Raw genomic sequence first — 17,306 nt, forward strand, 5'->3', positions numbered from 1 at the left:
TATTTGGAGCTTATTTAAATTAAGCTTGTTGAATACCTGCAACCACCCAGTCTTGCTGAGAGCCAACAGGTTTTACAAAGTGCCAGATTTCTGTAAATGGCTGTGGCAAGCTATTTAAATCTTCACTTACTGTACCTGTGAAGCGTACGCTCACAATGTATTGACCATTTTCAGTCGCACTATCTACAACCATTGCATTTAAGTTACTAAACTCGGCAACGTCTTGATCTTGATTCTCCATGATGTCGTTATACATAGAGTTATAAAGTTCAGGTGTTAAGTAGCGACGAATTTCTTCGATGTTACTTGCACTGTTGATTGACTGAATGTGGTTAAAACGCTGACGGGCAACACGTAAGAAAGAAGCAGGTTCACTACCATCTGGTAACTGGTTGCCATTACTTGTTGTTGCACCACCAAACGGTGCTTGAGTTGCTGTACCACCACCAACAGACTGACCAAAAATATTGGTATTGTCGTTTGAGTTAGTTGGTGCAGCTGAACGGCCAAATGTGTTTTGACCGTTGCTGTTTGGAGCGTAAGGATTATTTGCTGCTAATTTTTTTTTCCCGCCCAATTTGCGGAATACAAAAAAGGCAACAGCAGCAGCAAGTAATACCCATAACCAGCCTGGGATACCACCTTTCTTCTCTTGTTGCTGTTGAGCTTGAACCGCTTGTTGCTCGTTGTCTGGCTGGGTTACACGTTGTTCAGTTGATGTTGGTTTGTCATCAGCTAAAGCATGTGCTGCAACAGCACCTACGGCAGCACCAGCTACACCAGCTGCAACCATTGAACCAACACCCGGACCAGATCTTTGAGGTGCTGTAGCAGGTTGTTGAACTGGAGTCACTTGACGAGGTTGTTGATATGACTGGCTTGAAGTGGTAGAGCGTGCCATGCCGTGGCTTTTACCACCACCTGCACGTTTTGCTTCAGCAAGAGGAGAAATTGCCAAAGCAGCCATTAAAATACCGGTTATCAAGCCGCGCTGGTGTACTTCCATAGGAAATTCCTGTTTAAAATTAATTTGTAATTGTATTTATGCAGTCATTTACACTAAATTTCAACTATAAAAATATGTTTTTTTATGTCAATTCATCGCTGAGCTGCATCGCTTCGGTAAGGGCTTCATGTAAGCGTGCCACAGCAATTACTTGTACTCCCGGAATCGCTTTTTGTGGTGCGTTGCCTCTAGGTAAAATGACATATTTAAAGCCATGTTTTGCTGCTTCTTTTAAGCGTTCTTGTCCATTCGGTACAGGTCGAATTTCACCTGAAAGACCAACTTCACCAAAAACTGCAAGTTGCTGAGGCAATGCCTTGGTACGTAAACTTGATGCACAAGCTAGTAAAACAGCCAAGTCAGAACCTGTTTCAGTAATTTTTAAACCACCGACAATATTGACATAAACGTCTTGCCCTGTAGTTTGTACACCACCATGACGGTGCATTACAGCAAGCAACATGTTTAAACGGTTTTGTTCAAGACCAAGAGCGACACGTCTAGGTTGTCCTTGAGCATCATCAACTAAAGCTTGAACTTCAACTAAAAGCGGGCGCGTTCCTTCACGGCTAATCATGACAATTGAACCGGGAATGGCTTCGTCATAACGACTTAAGAAAATAGCAGAAGGGTTAGCCACTTCACGTAAGCCTTTATCGGTCATGCCAAATACACCAAGTTCATTGACTGCACCAAAACGGTTTTTCACCGCACGAATCATACGATAGCGTGAGTCTGATTGGCCTTCAAAATAAAGCACACAGTCCACCATATGTTCTAAAACACGTGGGCCTGCCAGTGCACCTTCTTTGGTCACGTGACCAACAATAAATAATGCCGTGCCACTATTTTTTGCATAGCGGGTTAATAACGCAGCAGATTCACGAATTTGTGAAACCCCACCGGGTGCAGATTGAAGCGTTTCTGTGTAAAGCGTTTGAATCGAGTCCAAAATTGCTACCACAGGGCGTTCTTGCTCTAAAACTTCACAAATGCGTTCGACACAGGTTTCAGCCATGACTTTTAACTGGTCTGTAGGCAAGTCAAGGCGCTGTGCACGTAAGGCCACCTGAGACAATGATTCTTCACCCGTAATATAAAGTGCAGAACTTTTTGCACTTGCCATGTGGGTTGCTGTTTGTAAAAGAATGGTCGATTTACCAATACCTGGGTCACCACCAATCAGGACTACTGAGCCTGTGACCAAGCCACCGCCAAGTACGCGGTCAAACTCGCTAATACCTGTAGGTAAGCGGGTTTCATGAGAAACCGAGACTTTATTTAGTGTTGTTATATTGGCAACTTGGCCTGCGTAGCCCCCAATTTTAGGACGAGCGCGATGGGCTGTAGTAGGTTCGAGTTTAACTTCAGTCAGAGAATTCCATTCACCACACTCTGAACATTGACCAGCCCATTTAGGATGATCCGCACCACATTGTTCGCAACGGTAAACAGTTTTGACTTTGCTCATATTCGACTTCGGTTTGTTAACTTCATAATCAGTAAAAACAGAGTATAGCAAAACGACACCCTGAACGTAGGCAGAACCCGATCATTTTTCAAAGGCTTATTTTTCACGCGTTGTCCAAAAATATTGGAATGTATTTTGCTTTAGCTAAGGTGGGAAATTTTTAGGATATTTACCTATGTCTAATCTTCAGCATCATGATCATGCTGGCGACTTACAGCGAAAGCTTACCAATCGCCATTTACAATTGATCGCTATTGGAGGGGCCATTGGAACAGGCCTGTTTATGGGGTCGGGCAAAACTATTTCATTGGCGGGACCATCAATTTTATTTATCTATTTAATTATTGGCACCATGATTTTCTTTCTTATGCGTGCTTTGGGAGAGGTTTTACTTTCAAACCTAAATTATAAGTCGTTTGTCGATATGGCTTATGACCTGATTGGGCCTTGGGCTGGTTTTTATGTCGGGTGGACCTACTGGGTAAGTTGGGTGCTCGTAGGTATGGCAGATTTAACTGCGGTGACGAGCTATCTGAGCTTTTGGCTCCCCAATGGAGTTAGTTTTAGCCCAATAGAACAGGCAATGATTAGTGCAGGCTGTGTTCTCTTTCTATTGATTTTAAACTTATTGACGGTTCGTTTATTTGGCGAAGTCGAATTTTGGTTTGCGATTATTAAAATTGTTGCCATTATTGCTTTAGTTCTTGCCGGCATCTATATGGTAGTGACCAAGTTCCAATCACCATCTGGCTCTGTTGCGGCTATTTCTAATATTTGGAATCATGGCGGTATGTTTCCTCATGGGGTAAATGGTTTCCTTGCCGGCTTCCAGATTGCGATCTTTGCTTTTATTGGGGTAGAACTGGTCGGAACCACAGCTGCTGAAACTAAAGACCCTCATAAACATTTGCCTAAAGCAATTAACGCAATTCCGATCCGCGTCATTTTATTCTATGTATTGGCATTAATGGTGGTGATGTCTGTAACGCCTTGGGATCAGGTAAAAGCAGATCGTAGTCCATTCGTTGAACTATTCTTAATGGCAGGGATTCCAACTGCTGCAATTATTATGAACCTAGTGGTGTTGTCATCGGTCATGTCATCGATGAACAGCGGTATTTTTTCAACTAGCCGAATGATGTATGGCTTATCGCGTGATGGTCAGGCACCTGAAACATTAGGTCAGTTGACTAAAAGCGCAGTTCCAGCAAATGGTTTAATTTTTTCCTGTGCCTGTATTATGGGTGGTGCTTTATTACAATATTTTGTGCCCAATACGATTGAAGCATTTACCTTGGCAACAACGTTATGCACTATTTTATTTTTAACGGTATGGATTTTGATTTTGGTGTGTTATATCCGCTACCGTAAGTTATCTCCTGAACTGCATGAAAAATCGAACTTTAAAATGCCGGGTGGGGTAGTAATGAGTTATGTCGTTATTGTTTTCTTCTTATTTACGATTGCAATTTTAAGCCTTGAAGCAGACACAGCTAAGTCGCTTATGGTCAGTCCAATTTGGTTCCTCGTTCTTGCAATTGGTTACTTTGGTTTTTATAAGTCAAAAATAAAACGTAATTTTGCCCAAGAATAAATAACTTAGAAGCAAAATATAAAAAGGCAATCGATCTGATTGCCTTTTTTAATTGAAAAATCAAAGTGGTTCAAGTCTTAATTTTAGACTGGAAGGTGCGTTGTATTGCTATGTTCTTGTGCGTATTATCGGATTTAATTGTATGTATCTTGAAATTATCAGCCATACAGACAAAAATTGGTTAGCTGAAAAGTTGTCAAAAAATATACATTTAAAAGATACCTGCAAATGGTGCGATATCGTCTTTTTGATTTGAATTTAGCTAACGGACTAAAAAAATTACTGGAGTGTATTCATAAAATGTCGAATCAAAATCTGAGTGATCCTCATGAACAAGGTGAGCTCCATCGTAGTCTTTCCAATCGGCATTTACAGCTGATTGCAATTGGTGGTGCCATTGGTACTGGTTTATTCATGGGGTCAGGTAAAACAATTAGTCTTGCCGGCCCATCTATCTTATTCATTTATTTGATTATTGGTGTGATGGTGTTTTTTGTCATGCGTGCGCTTGGCGAATTACTCCTGTCAAATTTAACCTATAAATCATTTATTGATTTCACCACAGATTTAATTGGCCCATGGGCAGGTTATTTTGTGGGATGGACCTATTGGTTGTGCTGGATCACGATTGGTATCGCCGATCTGTCTGCAATTATCTATTACTTACAATTTTTCAATAACGGCCAGCCTTTCTCACCAGTTGAAGGGGCAATGATTAGTGTGGCTGCTATTGTATTTATTATGGGTTTGAACCTGTTAACTGTACGCCTATTTGGTGAATTAGAGTTCTGGTTTGCGCTTATTAAGATTCTTGCGATTATTATTTTAATTGCAGTGGGTCTATGGATGATCTTTACTGGCTTTACTTCTAGTACGGGCGAGGTGGCTTCATTTACTCATTTATGGGCAAATGGCGGTTTCTTCCCAACAGGGGTGCATGGCTTCTTGGCTGGCTTCCAGATCGCGATCTTTGCTTTCGTGGGCGTAGAACTTGTTGGAACAACAGCTGCTGAAACCAAAGATCCTGAGCGTAACTTACCTAAAGCGATTAACTCAATTCCAGTTCGTATCATTATTTTCTACGTCTTGGCATTGCTTATCGTGATGTCGGTAACTCCGTGGAATAGAATTGATCCCGCGATCAGCCCATTTGTAAACTTGTTTAGCCAAGCTGGTATTGCGGCAGCAGCGATCTTGATGAACTTAGTAGTATTGTCATCAGTTATGTCTTCGATGAACAGTGGTGTATTCTCAACAAGCCGTATGTTGTTTGGTTTATCTCGTGAAGATCAAGGTCCAAAAGCTTTTGGTAAATTGAACAGACGTGCAGTACCTGCAAATGCATTGTATTTTTCTGCTGCATGTTTATTGTTAGGTGCGGCATTACAGTATTTTGTACCAAATACAGTTGAAGCATTCACTCTTGCCACAACGCTTTCAACTATTTTGTTCATTTGCGTGTGGTTACTAATTATCTGGAGTTATATCCGTTACTACACGACACGCCCTGAGCTGCATGCCAAATCAACATTTAAATTGCCGGGCGGCCTATTTACCTGTTGGATCACGATTATTTTCTTTGTTGGCATGATTTATGTGCTGTCTTTAGAGCCAGATACTTTTAAAGCATTGAAAGTCAGCCCAATCTGGTTTGTTATCCTGATCATTGGTTATTTCTTCTTCTATAAACCACGTCATAAAAAGTAATGAAATTGATTTACTTATGACTAAACGCCAGCTGAAAAGCTGGCGTTTTTTATGCATATTGTTTTTCTATTCAAGTTTACTCTTTAGCCGCTTGCATGATCACGGTATACTGCATCGAATTGTTTAAATCAGGTGCTCAGATGCTTCGTGTCATTTGCCTCATCAGTTTATTGAGCAGCAGTATTTTGCTTACAGCTTGCGGTCAGTCAGGAGCATTACAGCTACCTTCTGATCCAAATTATGACCACCGTGCAAAATACTTGCTCTATCGTAATAAAGAATCAAAACAAGTTGTGCAAAAAGATGAAAAGGCTGAACAGCCAGTCGAGTCATCATCAGCTCCAACCCAAACAACTTCACCTTAAGCTTTGAAATAAGGACACATTCATGAGTTTCACCCGCATTAATGGAGTATTGCATGCAGAGCAATGTTCTCTAGAGCAGCTTGCGCAGCAATTTGGCACACCGTTATATGTTTATTCAAAAACAGCTTTTGAAAAACATTATTTAGATATGGACCGTGCCTTTGACTTTATTGATCATCAAATCTGTTTTGCGGTGAAGTCTAACTCAAACTTGGCTGTTCTTAGTGTCTTGGCAAAACTTGGTGCGGGTTTTGACATTGTGTCTGGTGGTGAGCTGGCTCGTGTTTTAAAAGCGGGTGGGGATGCTTCTAAAATCGTATTTTCAGGTTTAGGTAAAACTGAAGTCGATATTGAAACCTCACTCAATGTAGGCATTGCTTGTTTTAATGTTGAGTCTTATGCAGAGCTAGACCGCATTCAAAAAGTAGCTGCTCGCTTAGGTAAAAAAGCGCCTATTTCTTTGCGTGTAAATCCTGATGTCGATGCAAAAACACATCCTTATATTTCAACTGGTTTAAAAGAAAATAAATTTGGTATTCCAAGTGATGCTGTTTATGAAACTTATCAATACGCAGCTTCTTTACCTAACCTTGAAATTGTAGGTATTGACTGTCACATTGGTTCACAGCTCACTGAAACTAAACCATTTGTTGATGCTTTAGACCGTGTCATTGTGATGATTGATGAGTTGAAAAAACTAGGCATCAATCTTAAACATATCGATATCGGTGGTGGTTTAGGGGTTTGTTATAAAGATGAGACACCGCCAAGTGTTGAAGAATATGCAAACTCTATGAAACCTGCTTTAGAAAAATTAGGCTTAAAAGTCTATATGGAGCCGGGCCGTAGCATCAGTGCAAATGCGGGCGTACTTTTAACTAAAGTTGATTTGCTTAAACCAACTACACATCGTAACTTCGCTATTATTGATGCAGCAATGAATGATTTAATCCGTCCTGCTTTATATGAAGCTTGGATGGATATTCAGCCTGTTGTGCCACGTACCGATACTGAAGAAAAAGTATGGGACCTCGTTGGTGCAATTTGTGAAACAGGTGACTTTATTGGTAAAGACCGCTCACTTGCATTACAAGAAAATGATTTGTTGGCTGTACTCGGTGCAGGGGCTTATGGTTTTGTGATGAGTTCAAATTACAACACGCGTGGCCGTGCTGCAGAAGTCATGGTATCAGGTGAAAACAGCTATTTAATTCGTGAACGTGAAACGGTTGAGTCGCTTTGGGAAAAAGAACGTTTATTGCCTGAGGAGTAAATGAGATGTTATTAGAATTTACCAAAATGCATGGTTTGGGCAATGATTTCATGGTGGTTGACCTATTTAGCCAAAGAGCTTATTTAGATACAGCAACCATTCAACGTTTGGCAGATCGGCACTTTGGTGTTGGTTTTGACCAGCTTTTAATTGTTGAACCACCAGATGTACCAGAAGCTGACTTTAAATATCGTATTTTCAACGCAGATGGTTCTGAGGTTGAACAATGTGGTAATGGCGTACGTTGTTTCGCTCGTTTTGTGCATGAACGTCATTTAACCAATAAAACCAACATTACCGTACAAACCAAAGCAGGTATTGTTAAGCCTGAGCTTGGGCAAAATGGTTGGGTACGCGTAAATATGGGCTACCCAAAGTTTCTACCAAATGAAATTCCATTTGTTGCCGAAGAGCCAGAAGCTTTATATACCCTTGAGTTGGCAAATGACCAAAACATTAGTATTGACGTAGTCAACATGGGTAATCCTCATGCGGTCACTATTGTTCCAGACGTACTCACTGCTGATGTAGCAGGTATTGGTCCACAAGTTGAATCACATAAACGTTTCCCTGAGCGTGTTAATGCTGGCTTTATGCAAGTAATTGATGAAAAACATGTTCGCTTACGTGTATTTGAACGTGGTGTTGGTGAAACTTTAGCTTGTGGTACAGGGGCATGTGCTGCTGCGGTAAGTGGTATGCGCCGTGGTTTGCTTGCGAACTCAGTTGAAGTTGAACTTGCTGGTGGTAAGTTGCAAATTGAATGGCAAGAAGGTGATGTGGTCTGGATGACTGGTCCAACAACCCATGTATATGATGGGCGTTTGGATTTACGTTATTTCCAAGGTTAATCGCATAGCCTAAATAGAAGCCTCTTTTCATCAGTTAAAGTGATAAAAGAGGCTTTCTTTTATATGTACAATAATTTTTTAATTTTATTATCTTTTACTTAAAGCTAATTTCAATGCGAACAGAACAAAAATACTGCCTGTAATTCGGTCCATATATTTCACAAATTTAGGTTGTTTTAAATAACGTGAAATCGGTTGCATAGCCATAATTAATAGACTTGACCATAATACGCCAATCACGACATGAATCATTACAAGTCCCATCACCCAAGTGACAGCAGATGCTTGGGCTGGAATGAATTGCGGAAGAAATGAAATATAAAAAATGCCAACTTTGGGATTGAGTAAATTGCCAAAGAAACCTTTAACAAACCAATTCTCTGATGTAGAGCGATTTGGATTATTTTCTTGTATGACTGCAAGTTGGCTACGTGGTTTTAAAATCATATTTAAACCCAGCCATGCTAAATAAGCTGCACCCATCCATTTCAATAGATTAAATGCTAAGTCAGATGCCATGAGCAGGGCACCTAAACCGCAGGCCACGATAACTCCCCAAGCAATACAGCCAAGACTAATTCCAAGAGCTGCTTGAAATGCTTTAGATTTACCTTCAAGTGTGGCAGTGCGAATAATTAAGGTTGTATCTAAGCCGGGAGTAAGCGTAAGTAAAGTAATGGCAATTAAATAAGGAATGAGTATGGTGGTCATGGCAGCAAGGTCCAATGAATACTTGGTATAAATTGTAATATATAAGTTAGATTCATTATGCTGTGCGATATGAAATTTTCATGATCAAATAGTTTTTGGTACACTCAAAAAAATGGGCAAATAATGGAGAGCAATTTGGATTTTGCATTACAACTGCTCTCAATGTGGTTAAAAGAAAGAAAAATTCAAAACCAGTCTGAGCATACAATCACGGCTTATGAGCGAGATGTGAAAAGCTTTCTTGAATTCTGTGACTCAAAAAAAATTGATTTAAGAAATGTTGAAGCTTCAGATTTACGTGAATATCTGGCTCAGCGTGTTGAGCAAGACCAGTTAAGCGCAAGTAGCATGCAGCGTCATCTCACTTCTATACGCCAGTTTATGAAGTGGGCTGAACAGGGCAAATACCTAGAAATTAATCCTACTGACGATTTTAAATTGAAACGCCAGCCTCGGCCTTTGCCGGGCATGATTGATATAGAAACGGTTAATCAAATTTTAGATCAACCTATGCCGGAAAAACCAATTGATCAGCAATTATGGTTGCGAGATAAAGCCATGTTGGAACTACTTTACTCAAGTGGTTTACGACTCGCTGAACTACAAGGCCTAACCATTAATGATATCGATTTTAATCGTCATCTTGTTCGTATTACGGGTAAAGGAAATAAAACCCGTATTGTCCCGTTTGGGAAAAAGGCAAAAGAAAGTCTATTGAACTGGCTCAAAGTTTATAAAATCTGGAAAGGGCATTTTGATCAAAATGCTTTTGTATTTATTTCACAGCGTGGTGGTGTGCTCACTCCACGGCAAATCGAGAAACGTGTAAAACTTCAGGCACAACGAGCAGGTGTAAATGTCGACTTACATCCGCATTTACTTCGACATTGTTTTGCCAGCCATATGTTATCAAGTAGTGGTGATTTGCGTTCAGTCCAGGAAATGTTAGGCCATAGCAACTTATCGACTACCCAAATTTATACGCATATCGATTTTGATCATTTGGCTCAAGTGTATGATCAGGCTCATCCGCGAGCGATCAAGCATTAAGTCATTTAAGTTAAATTATTTATCAATACGCGACTTTGATTGCACTGAATAAGATGAATGTAGAGATCATTTGTACTTTTTTACAAATTTGTTTAAAAGAAATATGTGAAATTACCCAATTGACCATTTTGAACTTTGCACATTTTGTCGGCATATATGGCCTAAAAACGATAAAATTTGATTCATTTATAAGGCGCTTATGTTTCTGACTAATAAGGTAAATAAGATAAAAAGATAATAAAAATCAATGTATAAAATAGACTTTAAAAAGAATAAAATAAGGGCGAGTCAGCTGTGAAATTTTTTTTATGAACTGATGATTTCATTTTTTTTGTACTGTTCCAGAAAATTGTGACTTGACCGAAATGCCAAACACATTGCAAGATAGGGTACCTAAAAAATTTGAATTGAAGAGTTAATATACTTTTCTCAACATTTACTTTTGCTAGAACAGCCGAGGATTACATGAAGGCTCTTGTTGCTGTAAAACGTGTGGTTGATGCCAACGTTAAAGTTCGTGTTAAGCCGGACAATAGTGGGGTTGACCTTACCAACGTTAAAATGTCAATTAACCCATTTTGTGAAATCGCAGTGGAAGAAGCGGTTCGCTTAAAAGAAAAAGGAACAGTATCAGAAATCGTTGTTGTTTCTATTGGTCCTAAAGAAGCTCAAGAACAAATCCGTTCTGCAATGGCTTTGGGTGCAGACCGCGGTATTTTAGTTGAAACCACTGATGAAATTGGCGCTCTAGAAGTTGCTAAAATCTTAAAAGGTGTTGTTGACGCTGAGAAACCAGAACTTATCCTTCTTGGTAAACAAGCAATTGATGATGACTCTAACCAAGTAGGTCAAATGCTTGGCGCATTATTAGGTGCTGGACAAGGTACGTTTGCTTCTGAAGTGAAAGTGGATGGCGGTAAAGTACAAGTGACTCGTGAAATCGACGGTGGTTTACAAACTGTTGAACTTGCGCTTCCTGCAATTATTACAACTGACTTGCGTTTAAACGAGCCACGTTATGCTGCATTGCCTAACATTATGAAAGCTCGTAAAAAACCGCTTGATACTAAATCTCCTGCTGATTACGGTGTTACAGCTGGTACTAAGCTTAAAACTGTTAAAGTTGAAGCTCCAGCAGAACGTAAAGCTGGCGTACAAGTGAAATCTGTAGATGAGCTTGTTGAAAAATTGAAAAATGAAGCGAAAGTGATCTAATACGGAAGGATAAAATCATGAGTATTTTAGTTATCGCTGATCACAACAACCAGACACTTAACGGTGCTACTTTAAACGTTGTTGCTGCAGCTCAAAAAATCGGTGGTGATATTACTGTATTAGTTGCTGGTTCAGGCGCTCAAGCAGTTGCTGACGCTGCTGCTAAAGTTGCTGGCGTGAGCAAAGTATTGCTTGCTGACAACGCGGCTTATGCAAACCAATTAGCTGAAAACGTAGCTGGTTTAGTTGCTGACTTGGCTAAAGGTTACAAATACGTTTTAGCTGCTTCTACAACGACTGGTAAGAACATTCTTCCACGTGTTGCTGCGCTTCTTGATGTAAGCATGATCACAGACATTATTTCTGTTGAATCTGCGAACACATTCAAGCGTCCAATCTACGCTGGTAACGCGATTGCAACTGTTCAATCTGACGAAGCAATCATTGTTGGTACTGTTCGTGGTACAGCATTTGATCCAGTTGCTGCGGAAGGTGGTTCTGCTGCGATTGAAACAGTTGGCGAAGTAAAAGACGCAGGCATTTCTAAGTTTGTATCTGAAGAAATCGTTAAACTTGATCGTCCAGAATTAACAGCTGCTCGTATTGTTGTATCTGGTGGTCGTGGTGTAGGTTCTGGTGAGAACTACCACAAAGTACTTGACCCATTAGCTGACAAGCTTGGTGCAGCACAAGGTGCTTCACGTGCAGCAGTTGATGCAGGCTTCGTACCTAACGATTTCCAAGTTGGTCAAACTGGTAAAATCGTTGCACCTGAGCTTTACATTGCTGTAGGTATTTCTGGTGCGATCCAGCACTTAGCTGGTATGAAAGATTCTAAAGTTATTGTTGCAATCAACAAAGACGAAGAAGCGCCAATTAACAGCGTTGCTGACTACTGGTTAGTTGGTGATTTGAACGCTGTAGTACCAGAGTTAGTAAGCAAGTTGTAATTTACAGCTTGTCACTTATTCGAAAAACGCCCTTGTGCTATAAATAGCCAAGGGCGTTTTTTATTTAGATCATTATTATGAATATTAATTATTCCGCTTCCATCGAAGCTCATCAATTGCACCAGTCATTGGTGAGATTGGCGCGGGCAGATATGGCACGAGATTATTTATGTATTCGATCTAAAAATCAGTATGGGCTTTCCAATATTAAAGTTAGCCAGTTGCATATGGGATTTATTCTATATGGGCAACAACAATTAAATCTTCAAACAAAACAAATCAATTTTAGTGCTGGTGATCTCTATATTATAAAACCCGATACGGTTATCGATGCAGTTAATCTGCCTGACCCTATAACGGGTGAGTATCTCACTATTCTTGTGCCTATGTGTGACGAAGTCATTCAAGCTGCACAAATGATTTGGGCGAAGCCCGTAGTCGACAGAACAGAAGCAATATTAAAGTTTTCAATTGATGATTTCGCTACCTCTTTAACCGAGTGGCAAACAGCTTTGTTTAATCATGATGTGGTGAAAGCACGTTTATGTATTACCGCTATGCTTGTAAAGTTATGCCAACAGCATTGTTCAGATGTGCTAATTGTACCGCCACCTAAATTGACAAAAATCATTCATGATTGGGTAATAGAGAATCCACAGCACCATTGGCAGTCTAGTGAGTTTGAAATGCGACTAGGTTTGAGTAGTGCAACACTTCGCCGCAAGCTTAGCCATGAAGATACGACCTTAAGAGAAACGATTACGCATGCCCGTCTTACTTATGCACTTGAGTTGTTGTATTCGAAAAAACTACCCATGAAAACCATTGCAGCAAAATCTGGATACCAGTCTGTTGCTATTTTTTGTGATCGCTTTGTAGAGCGTTATGGTATAGATCCAGCTGTTCTAGCTGCCGAATAAGTCAATTTGAGCGTTTCTTATCGCTTATTGAGCGATTTAAACAGATAAAAACCAATAGAGTTAAAGTATGACAATACCAAGGACTCTATGATGAAATCATTAAAATCACTTGCGATATTATTACTGCTGAGTACCAGTACAGTTATACATGCAGAACAAAAGCCAACCGTGCATCAGGTTGATGGTTACTTTTTACAACCAGTAGGAAACCTTAAAGTAACGGCTTTATTTGATGGAGAACTGGGACTACCTCGTAGTGATTTACTGGGTATTTCAGCTGAAAAAGCCAATCGACTGTTTGCAGAAAACTTCGTTCCTATAGATGAACATAATCAGATTGTCACGGATTTCTCCGCCTATCTTGTACAAACACCTACACAAAATATTTTGATTGATGCAGGGACTGCAAAATGTTTTGGCCCAACTTTAGGTCATGTACGTGAAAACTTGAAGAAAGCAGGCGTACAGCCTGAACAAATAGATACGATTTTAATTACACATGCCCATCCCGATCACTTATGCGGTATTACACTTGATGGCAAAATGGCTTATCCAAATGCGAAAGTTTATCTGGCGAAAGAAGATGTCGACTTTTGGACATCATCTGCAAATGAAGCAAAAGCCACCGATTTTTTTAAACCAATATTTAAAATGACGCGTGATGCATTACAGCCATACCAAAAGGCAGGACAGTTAGTTGCTTTTACCAAAGCCACTTTTAACGTACCGAATGTTCAACTCATCGTGACTCATGGTCATACGGAAGGTCATTCTTCATATTTAGTAGATGGACAAAACGGCCAAAAGTTCTTAGGTCTAGGCGATGTGGTGCATTACGGTGCAGTCCAATTTCCTTATCCTGAAGCAAGCTACAAACCCGATACTCATTCGAATCAGGCTATAGCTGTTCGTAAGAGTATCTTTGAACAAGCCTATAAAAACCAATGGTGGGTGGGGGCAGCACATATCGCTTTTCCTGGCATTGGACACATTGGTAAAAGCTCAACAGGATACCAATGGATACCGGCTCAATATCGCTCTGTAAATTGATTCTTTAAAAAGTGTAATTAGCTTTAAAAATAAACTCGGAATCTTTAACTCAAATAGCGCTAAGTTGAGCTAAGACGAAAAGTTAGATTCTTTAAATAGATGAAATGTGTTCTAAAAAGAGCACTTTCATGCTGTTTATATTTTGGTCGAATAATTGAGTTTTAATGAATACATTTAAAAGTAGAAACCTATAATTTTAACTTATTAATTCTAATAGAATTTTTATTGTAAAAAAATGCTATTTTCAGATCGCTAAACTCCCAGTTATCGAGCAATTTATGCTATAGTATACAGCTATATTTTTTTCGATTTTAGTTCACTTTCCGGAACTAAATTTTTTGCAAGATCAAGACATATAAACGGATAGAAATATCTATCTGTAAGAAGGAGTATGCATGAGCGTATCGGAAATCCGACCGATTGCCATTGAGGACGAACTCAAGCATTCATATTTAGATTACGCAATGAGTGTAATTGTATCTCGTGCATTGCCGGATGTGAGAGACGGTCTTAAACCTGTTCACCGTCGTGTGCTTTATGCCATGCACGAATTGGGCAATGACTATAACAAAGCCTACAAGAAATCTGCTCGTGTCGTTGGGGACGTAATCGGTAAATATCACCCGCATGGTGACTCAGCTGTTTATGAAACCATTGTTCGTATGGCTCAAGACTTTAGCTTACGTTATTTATTGGTTGATGGTCAGGGTAACTTCGGTTCGATCGATGGCGATAGCGCCGCGGCGATGCGTTATACCGAAGTCCGTATGACTAAGCTGGCACATGAGCTTCTTGCAGATTTAGAAAAAGACACAGTTGACTGGGAAGATAACTACGACGGTTCGGAACGTATTCCTGAAGTACTTCCGACACGTGTTCCAAACTTGTTAATTAACGGTGCTGCGGGTATTGCTGTAGGTATGGCTACCAACATGGCACCACATAACATGACTGAAGTTGTGAATGCATGTTTGGCTTATGCTAACAATCCGAATATCTCGATTGAAGGGTTGATGGAATATATTACCGGTCCTGACTTCCCTACAGGCGGTATTATTTACGGTAAATCAGGTATTGTTGATGCCTACCGTACCGGTAAAGGTCGTTTGCACATTCGTGGTAAATACCATTTCGAAGAAGATGAAAAGACAGGTCGTACAACCATCGTCTTTACTGAAATTCCATATCAAGTAAACAAAGCAAGAGTGATTGAACGTATTGCTGAGTTAGTAAAAGAGAAAAAACTTGAAGGTATTTCAGAACTTCGTGATGAGTCTGACAAAGAAGGTATGCGTATTGCAATTGACTTGAAACGCGGTGAAAACGCAGAAGTCGTTGTAAATAACTTATTCTTAAATACCCAGCTTGAAAACTCATTCAGCATCAACATGGTTTGTCTAGACAATGGACAACCAAAGTTGATGAATCTGAAAGATATTATTGCGGCATTTATTCGTCATCGCCAAGAAGTTGTGACACGCCGTACCATGTTCGAATTACGCAAAGCGCGTGAACGTGGTCATATCTTGGAAGGTTTGACAGTTGCCTTAGCTAATATTGATGAAATTATTGAAACCATCAAAACTTCTGCTAACCCTGCTGAAGCGCGTGAGCGTTTACTTGCTGGTGAGTGGGCAGGTGGTGGTGTTGTTTCATTACTTGAAAAAGCAGGTGCTATTTCTGTTCGTCCAGATGAAATTGAAGGTGAAGATCCAAATCGTCCATTTGGTCTAAGCGATTCAATTTACCGCTTATCTCCGACACAAGTAGGCGCAATTTTAGAATTACGTTTACACCGTTTAACAGGTCTGGAACAAGACAAGTTACACGCAGAATATACTGAAATTTTAGGTCAAATTGCTGAACTTACAGCAATTTTAAACGACTTCAACTTGTTGATGGGCGTTATTCGTGAAGAGTTAGCACAAGTATTACAACAATATGGCGATGCACGTCGTACTGAAATTGTTGAATCTCGTGTTGATTTTTGCCGTGAAGATTTGATTCCGGAAGAGCAAGTTGTATTAACTGTTTCACAAACGGGTTATGCAAAAACTCAACCACTTTCAGACTATCAGGCACAGCGTCGCGGTGGACGTGGTAAGTCTGCAACCTCAATGAAAGATGATGACTTTATTCAACATCTGATTGTGGCATCGAATCACGCGACTGTACTTTGCTTTACCAATGTAGGTAAAGTGTACCGTCTAAAAGTATTTGAGGTTCCTCAAGCATCACGTGGGGCAAAAGGTCGCCCAATCGTGAACTTGTTACCTCTAGATGCAACAGAAACAGTAACTGCAATCTTGCCGTTAACAGAGTTCCCAGAAAACCACTATGTGTTTATGGCTACAGCTTCTGGTACGGTTAAGCGTGTTGAGTTAGAACAATTTGCAAACATTCGTTCAAATGGTCTACGTGCTATTGAGCTTAATGAAGAAGATACCTTAATTGGTGTTGCGATTACTGATGGTAATCAGCAAATCATGTTGTTCTCTAACGAAGGTAAGGCAATTCGTTTTGCTGAAACTGACGTACGTGCAATGGGTCGTACAGCTAAAGGTGTACGTGGTATGCGCGTGAGCTTTGCTAGCAGTATCCTAAGTGAAGAAGATGCAGATGTAGAAAATGATGAATCAGATGATAATGATGATTCAGCAGATTCGAATCTAGTAAGTCGTATCGTATCGCTTGTCGTTGTACCTGAAACAGGTGAAGTACTGTGTGCGAGTGCCAACGGTTACGGTAAACGTACTCCTGTAAATGACTTCCCAACCAAGAAACGTGGTGGTAAGGGCGTTATTGCAATTAAAACAAGTGAACGTAACGGTGAGCTAGTTGGTGCAGTTTCTATTGATGAAACTAAAGAATTATTGTTGATTTCTGATGGTGGTACGCTTGTTCGTACACGTGCAGCAGAAGTTGCAATGACAGGCCGTAATGCTCAAGGTGTTCGTCTCATCCGTTTAAGTGAAGAAGAAACCCTCGTTGGTGTAGTTTCAATTGAAGCTGTAGAAGACGAAGAAGAACTTCTTGAAGGCGAAGTAGATACGACTGAAACTGATAGCGAAGAAGTTGTATCTAATAATGAAGATACTTCTGAAGAGTAAAACGTTTTAAAATAAAAAAGGAAGCCTAGGCTT

Annotated in this window: 14 protein-coding genes; 11 read left to right on the top strand and 3 right to left on the bottom strand. The window is 40.1% G+C overall.

Going from position 1 to position 17,306, the window contains the following annotated elements:
- Window positions 1-19 precede the first annotated feature (19 nt).
- Window positions 20-1,006 (bottom strand): Tim44 domain-containing protein, encoded by a 987-nt coding sequence (locus J671_RS08080; protein ID WP_002048497.1) that lies wholly within the window; start codon window positions 1,004-1,006, stop codon window positions 20-22.
- A gap of 82 nt (window positions 1,007-1,088) precedes the next feature.
- Window positions 1,089-2,477 (bottom strand): DNA repair protein RadA, encoded by a 1,389-nt coding sequence (radA, locus tag J671_RS08085; RefSeq protein WP_004707421.1) that lies wholly within the window; start codon window positions 2,475-2,477, stop codon window positions 1,089-1,091.
- Between the two features lie 175 nt (window positions 2,478-2,652).
- Between radA and J671_RS08090 the strand changes: the two genes are divergently transcribed.
- From J671_RS08090 to dapF, 5 genes are all read left to right on the top strand, one after another.
- Entirely contained in the window at window positions 2,653-4,071 is a 1,419-nt protein-coding gene (locus tag J671_RS08090) for an amino acid permease (RefSeq protein WP_031981942.1), read from the top strand.
- Window positions 4,072-4,371: 300 nt separating this feature from the next.
- Window positions 4,372-5,778, top strand: coding sequence for an amino acid permease (locus tag J671_RS08095; protein WP_004885673.1), 1,407 nt, complete (start codon window positions 4,372-4,374; stop codon window positions 5,776-5,778).
- Window positions 5,779-5,918: 140 nt separating this feature from the next.
- Entirely contained in the window at window positions 5,919-6,143 is a 225-nt protein-coding gene (gene lptM / locus J671_RS08100) for an LPS translocon maturation chaperone LptM (RefSeq protein ID WP_002048546.1), read from the top strand.
- A gap of 22 nt (window positions 6,144-6,165) precedes the next feature.
- A complete protein-coding gene (lysA, locus tag J671_RS08105; protein ID WP_004885675.1) occupies window positions 6,166-7,416 on the top strand; it encodes a diaminopimelate decarboxylase in 1,251 nt (416 codons plus the stop codon).
- A gap of 5 nt (window positions 7,417-7,421) precedes the next feature.
- Window positions 7,422-8,267: a diaminopimelate epimerase gene (gene dapF, locus J671_RS08110; protein WP_031981943.1), complete on the top strand. Its 846-nt coding sequence runs from the start codon at window positions 7,422-7,424 to the stop codon at window positions 8,265-8,267.
- An 87-nt stretch (window positions 8,268-8,354) separates the two neighbouring features.
- Here the strand turns inward: dapF and J671_RS08115 are convergent, their stop codons facing one another.
- A complete protein-coding gene (locus J671_RS08115) occupies window positions 8,355-8,978 on the bottom strand; it encodes a LysE family translocator (RefSeq protein ID WP_031981944.1) in 624 nt (207 codons plus the stop codon).
- A 162-nt stretch (window positions 8,979-9,140) separates the two neighbouring features.
- Here J671_RS08115 and xerA point away from each other — a divergent pair, with 162 nt between their 5' ends.
- The 6 genes from xerA (at window position 9,141) to gyrA (ending at window position 17,273) form a co-directional block, all read left to right on the top strand.
- Entirely contained in the window at window positions 9,141-10,028 is an 888-nt protein-coding gene (gene xerA, locus J671_RS08120) for a site-specific tyrosine recombinase/integron integrase (protein WP_081404849.1), read from the top strand.
- Window positions 10,029-10,493: 465 nt separating this feature from the next.
- Window positions 10,494-11,243, top strand: coding sequence for an electron transfer flavoprotein subunit beta/FixA family protein (locus J671_RS08125; protein ID WP_000646180.1), 750 nt, complete (start codon window positions 10,494-10,496; stop codon window positions 11,241-11,243).
- A 17-nt stretch (window positions 11,244-11,260) separates the two neighbouring features.
- Window positions 11,261-12,193 carry an electron transfer flavoprotein subunit alpha/FixB family protein gene (locus J671_RS08130; protein ID WP_004699815.1) on the top strand — a complete coding sequence of 311 codons (933 nt, stop codon included), beginning with the start codon at window positions 11,261-11,263 and terminating at the stop codon, window positions 12,191-12,193.
- A 77-nt stretch (window positions 12,194-12,270) separates the two neighbouring features.
- Window positions 12,271-13,113, top strand: a complete 843-nt coding sequence (locus J671_RS08135; RefSeq protein ID WP_081404845.1) for a helix-turn-helix domain-containing protein — start codon at window positions 12,271-12,273, stop codon at window positions 13,111-13,113.
- A 90-nt stretch (window positions 13,114-13,203) separates the two neighbouring features.
- The gene (locus tag J671_RS08140) at window positions 13,204-14,163 is read left to right on the top strand and encodes an MBL fold metallo-hydrolase (RefSeq protein WP_031981947.1); all 960 of its coding nucleotides are present in this window, start codon (window positions 13,204-13,206) and stop codon (window positions 14,161-14,163) included.
- 395 nt (window positions 14,164-14,558) lie between these two features.
- Entirely contained in the window at window positions 14,559-17,273 is a 2,715-nt protein-coding gene (gene gyrA / locus J671_RS08145; protein WP_031981949.1) for a DNA gyrase subunit A, read from the top strand.
- The last annotated feature ends 33 nt before the right edge of the window (window positions 17,274-17,306 follow it).

Source organism: Acinetobacter sp. 1130196, assembly GCF_000588095.1.
In the GTDB taxonomy this organism is placed as follows: Bacteria; Pseudomonadota; Gammaproteobacteria; order Pseudomonadales; family Moraxellaceae; genus Acinetobacter; species Acinetobacter nosocomialis.

Excerpts from the sequence above, each read along its gene's own strand:
- J671_RS08080 (WP_002048497.1), bottom strand. The coding sequence starts at position 1,006 with ATGGAAGTACACCAGCGCGGCTTGATAACCGGTATTTTAATGGCTGCT.
- radA (WP_004707421.1), bottom strand. The coding sequence starts at position 2,477 with ATGAGCAAAGTCAAAACTGTTTACCGTTGCGAACAATGTGGTGCGGAT.
- J671_RS08090 (WP_031981942.1), top strand. The coding sequence starts at position 2,653 with ATGTCTAATCTTCAGCATCATGATCATGCTGGCGACTTACAGCGAAAG.
- J671_RS08095 (WP_004885673.1), top strand. The coding sequence starts at position 4,372 with ATGTCGAATCAAAATCTGAGTGATCCTCATGAACAAGGTGAGCTCCAT.
- lptM (WP_002048546.1), top strand. The coding sequence starts at position 5,919 with ATGCTTCGTGTCATTTGCCTCATCAGTTTATTGAGCAGCAGTATTTTG.
- lysA (WP_004885675.1), top strand. The coding sequence starts at position 6,166 with ATGAGTTTCACCCGCATTAATGGAGTATTGCATGCAGAGCAATGTTCT.
- dapF (WP_031981943.1), top strand. The coding sequence starts at position 7,422 with ATGTTATTAGAATTTACCAAAATGCATGGTTTGGGCAATGATTTCATG.
- J671_RS08115 (WP_031981944.1), bottom strand. The coding sequence starts at position 8,978 with ATGACCACCATACTCATTCCTTATTTAATTGCCATTACTTTACTTACG.
- xerA (WP_081404849.1), top strand. The coding sequence starts at position 9,141 with ATGTGGTTAAAAGAAAGAAAAATTCAAAACCAGTCTGAGCATACAATC.
- J671_RS08125 (WP_000646180.1), top strand. The coding sequence starts at position 10,494 with ATGAAGGCTCTTGTTGCTGTAAAACGTGTGGTTGATGCCAACGTTAAA.
- J671_RS08130 (WP_004699815.1), top strand. The coding sequence starts at position 11,261 with ATGAGTATTTTAGTTATCGCTGATCACAACAACCAGACACTTAACGGT.
- J671_RS08135 (WP_081404845.1), top strand. The coding sequence starts at position 12,271 with ATGAATATTAATTATTCCGCTTCCATCGAAGCTCATCAATTGCACCAG.
- J671_RS08140 (WP_031981947.1), top strand. The coding sequence starts at position 13,204 with ATGAAATCATTAAAATCACTTGCGATATTATTACTGCTGAGTACCAGT.
- gyrA (WP_031981949.1), top strand. The coding sequence starts at position 14,559 with ATGAGCGTATCGGAAATCCGACCGATTGCCATTGAGGACGAACTCAAG.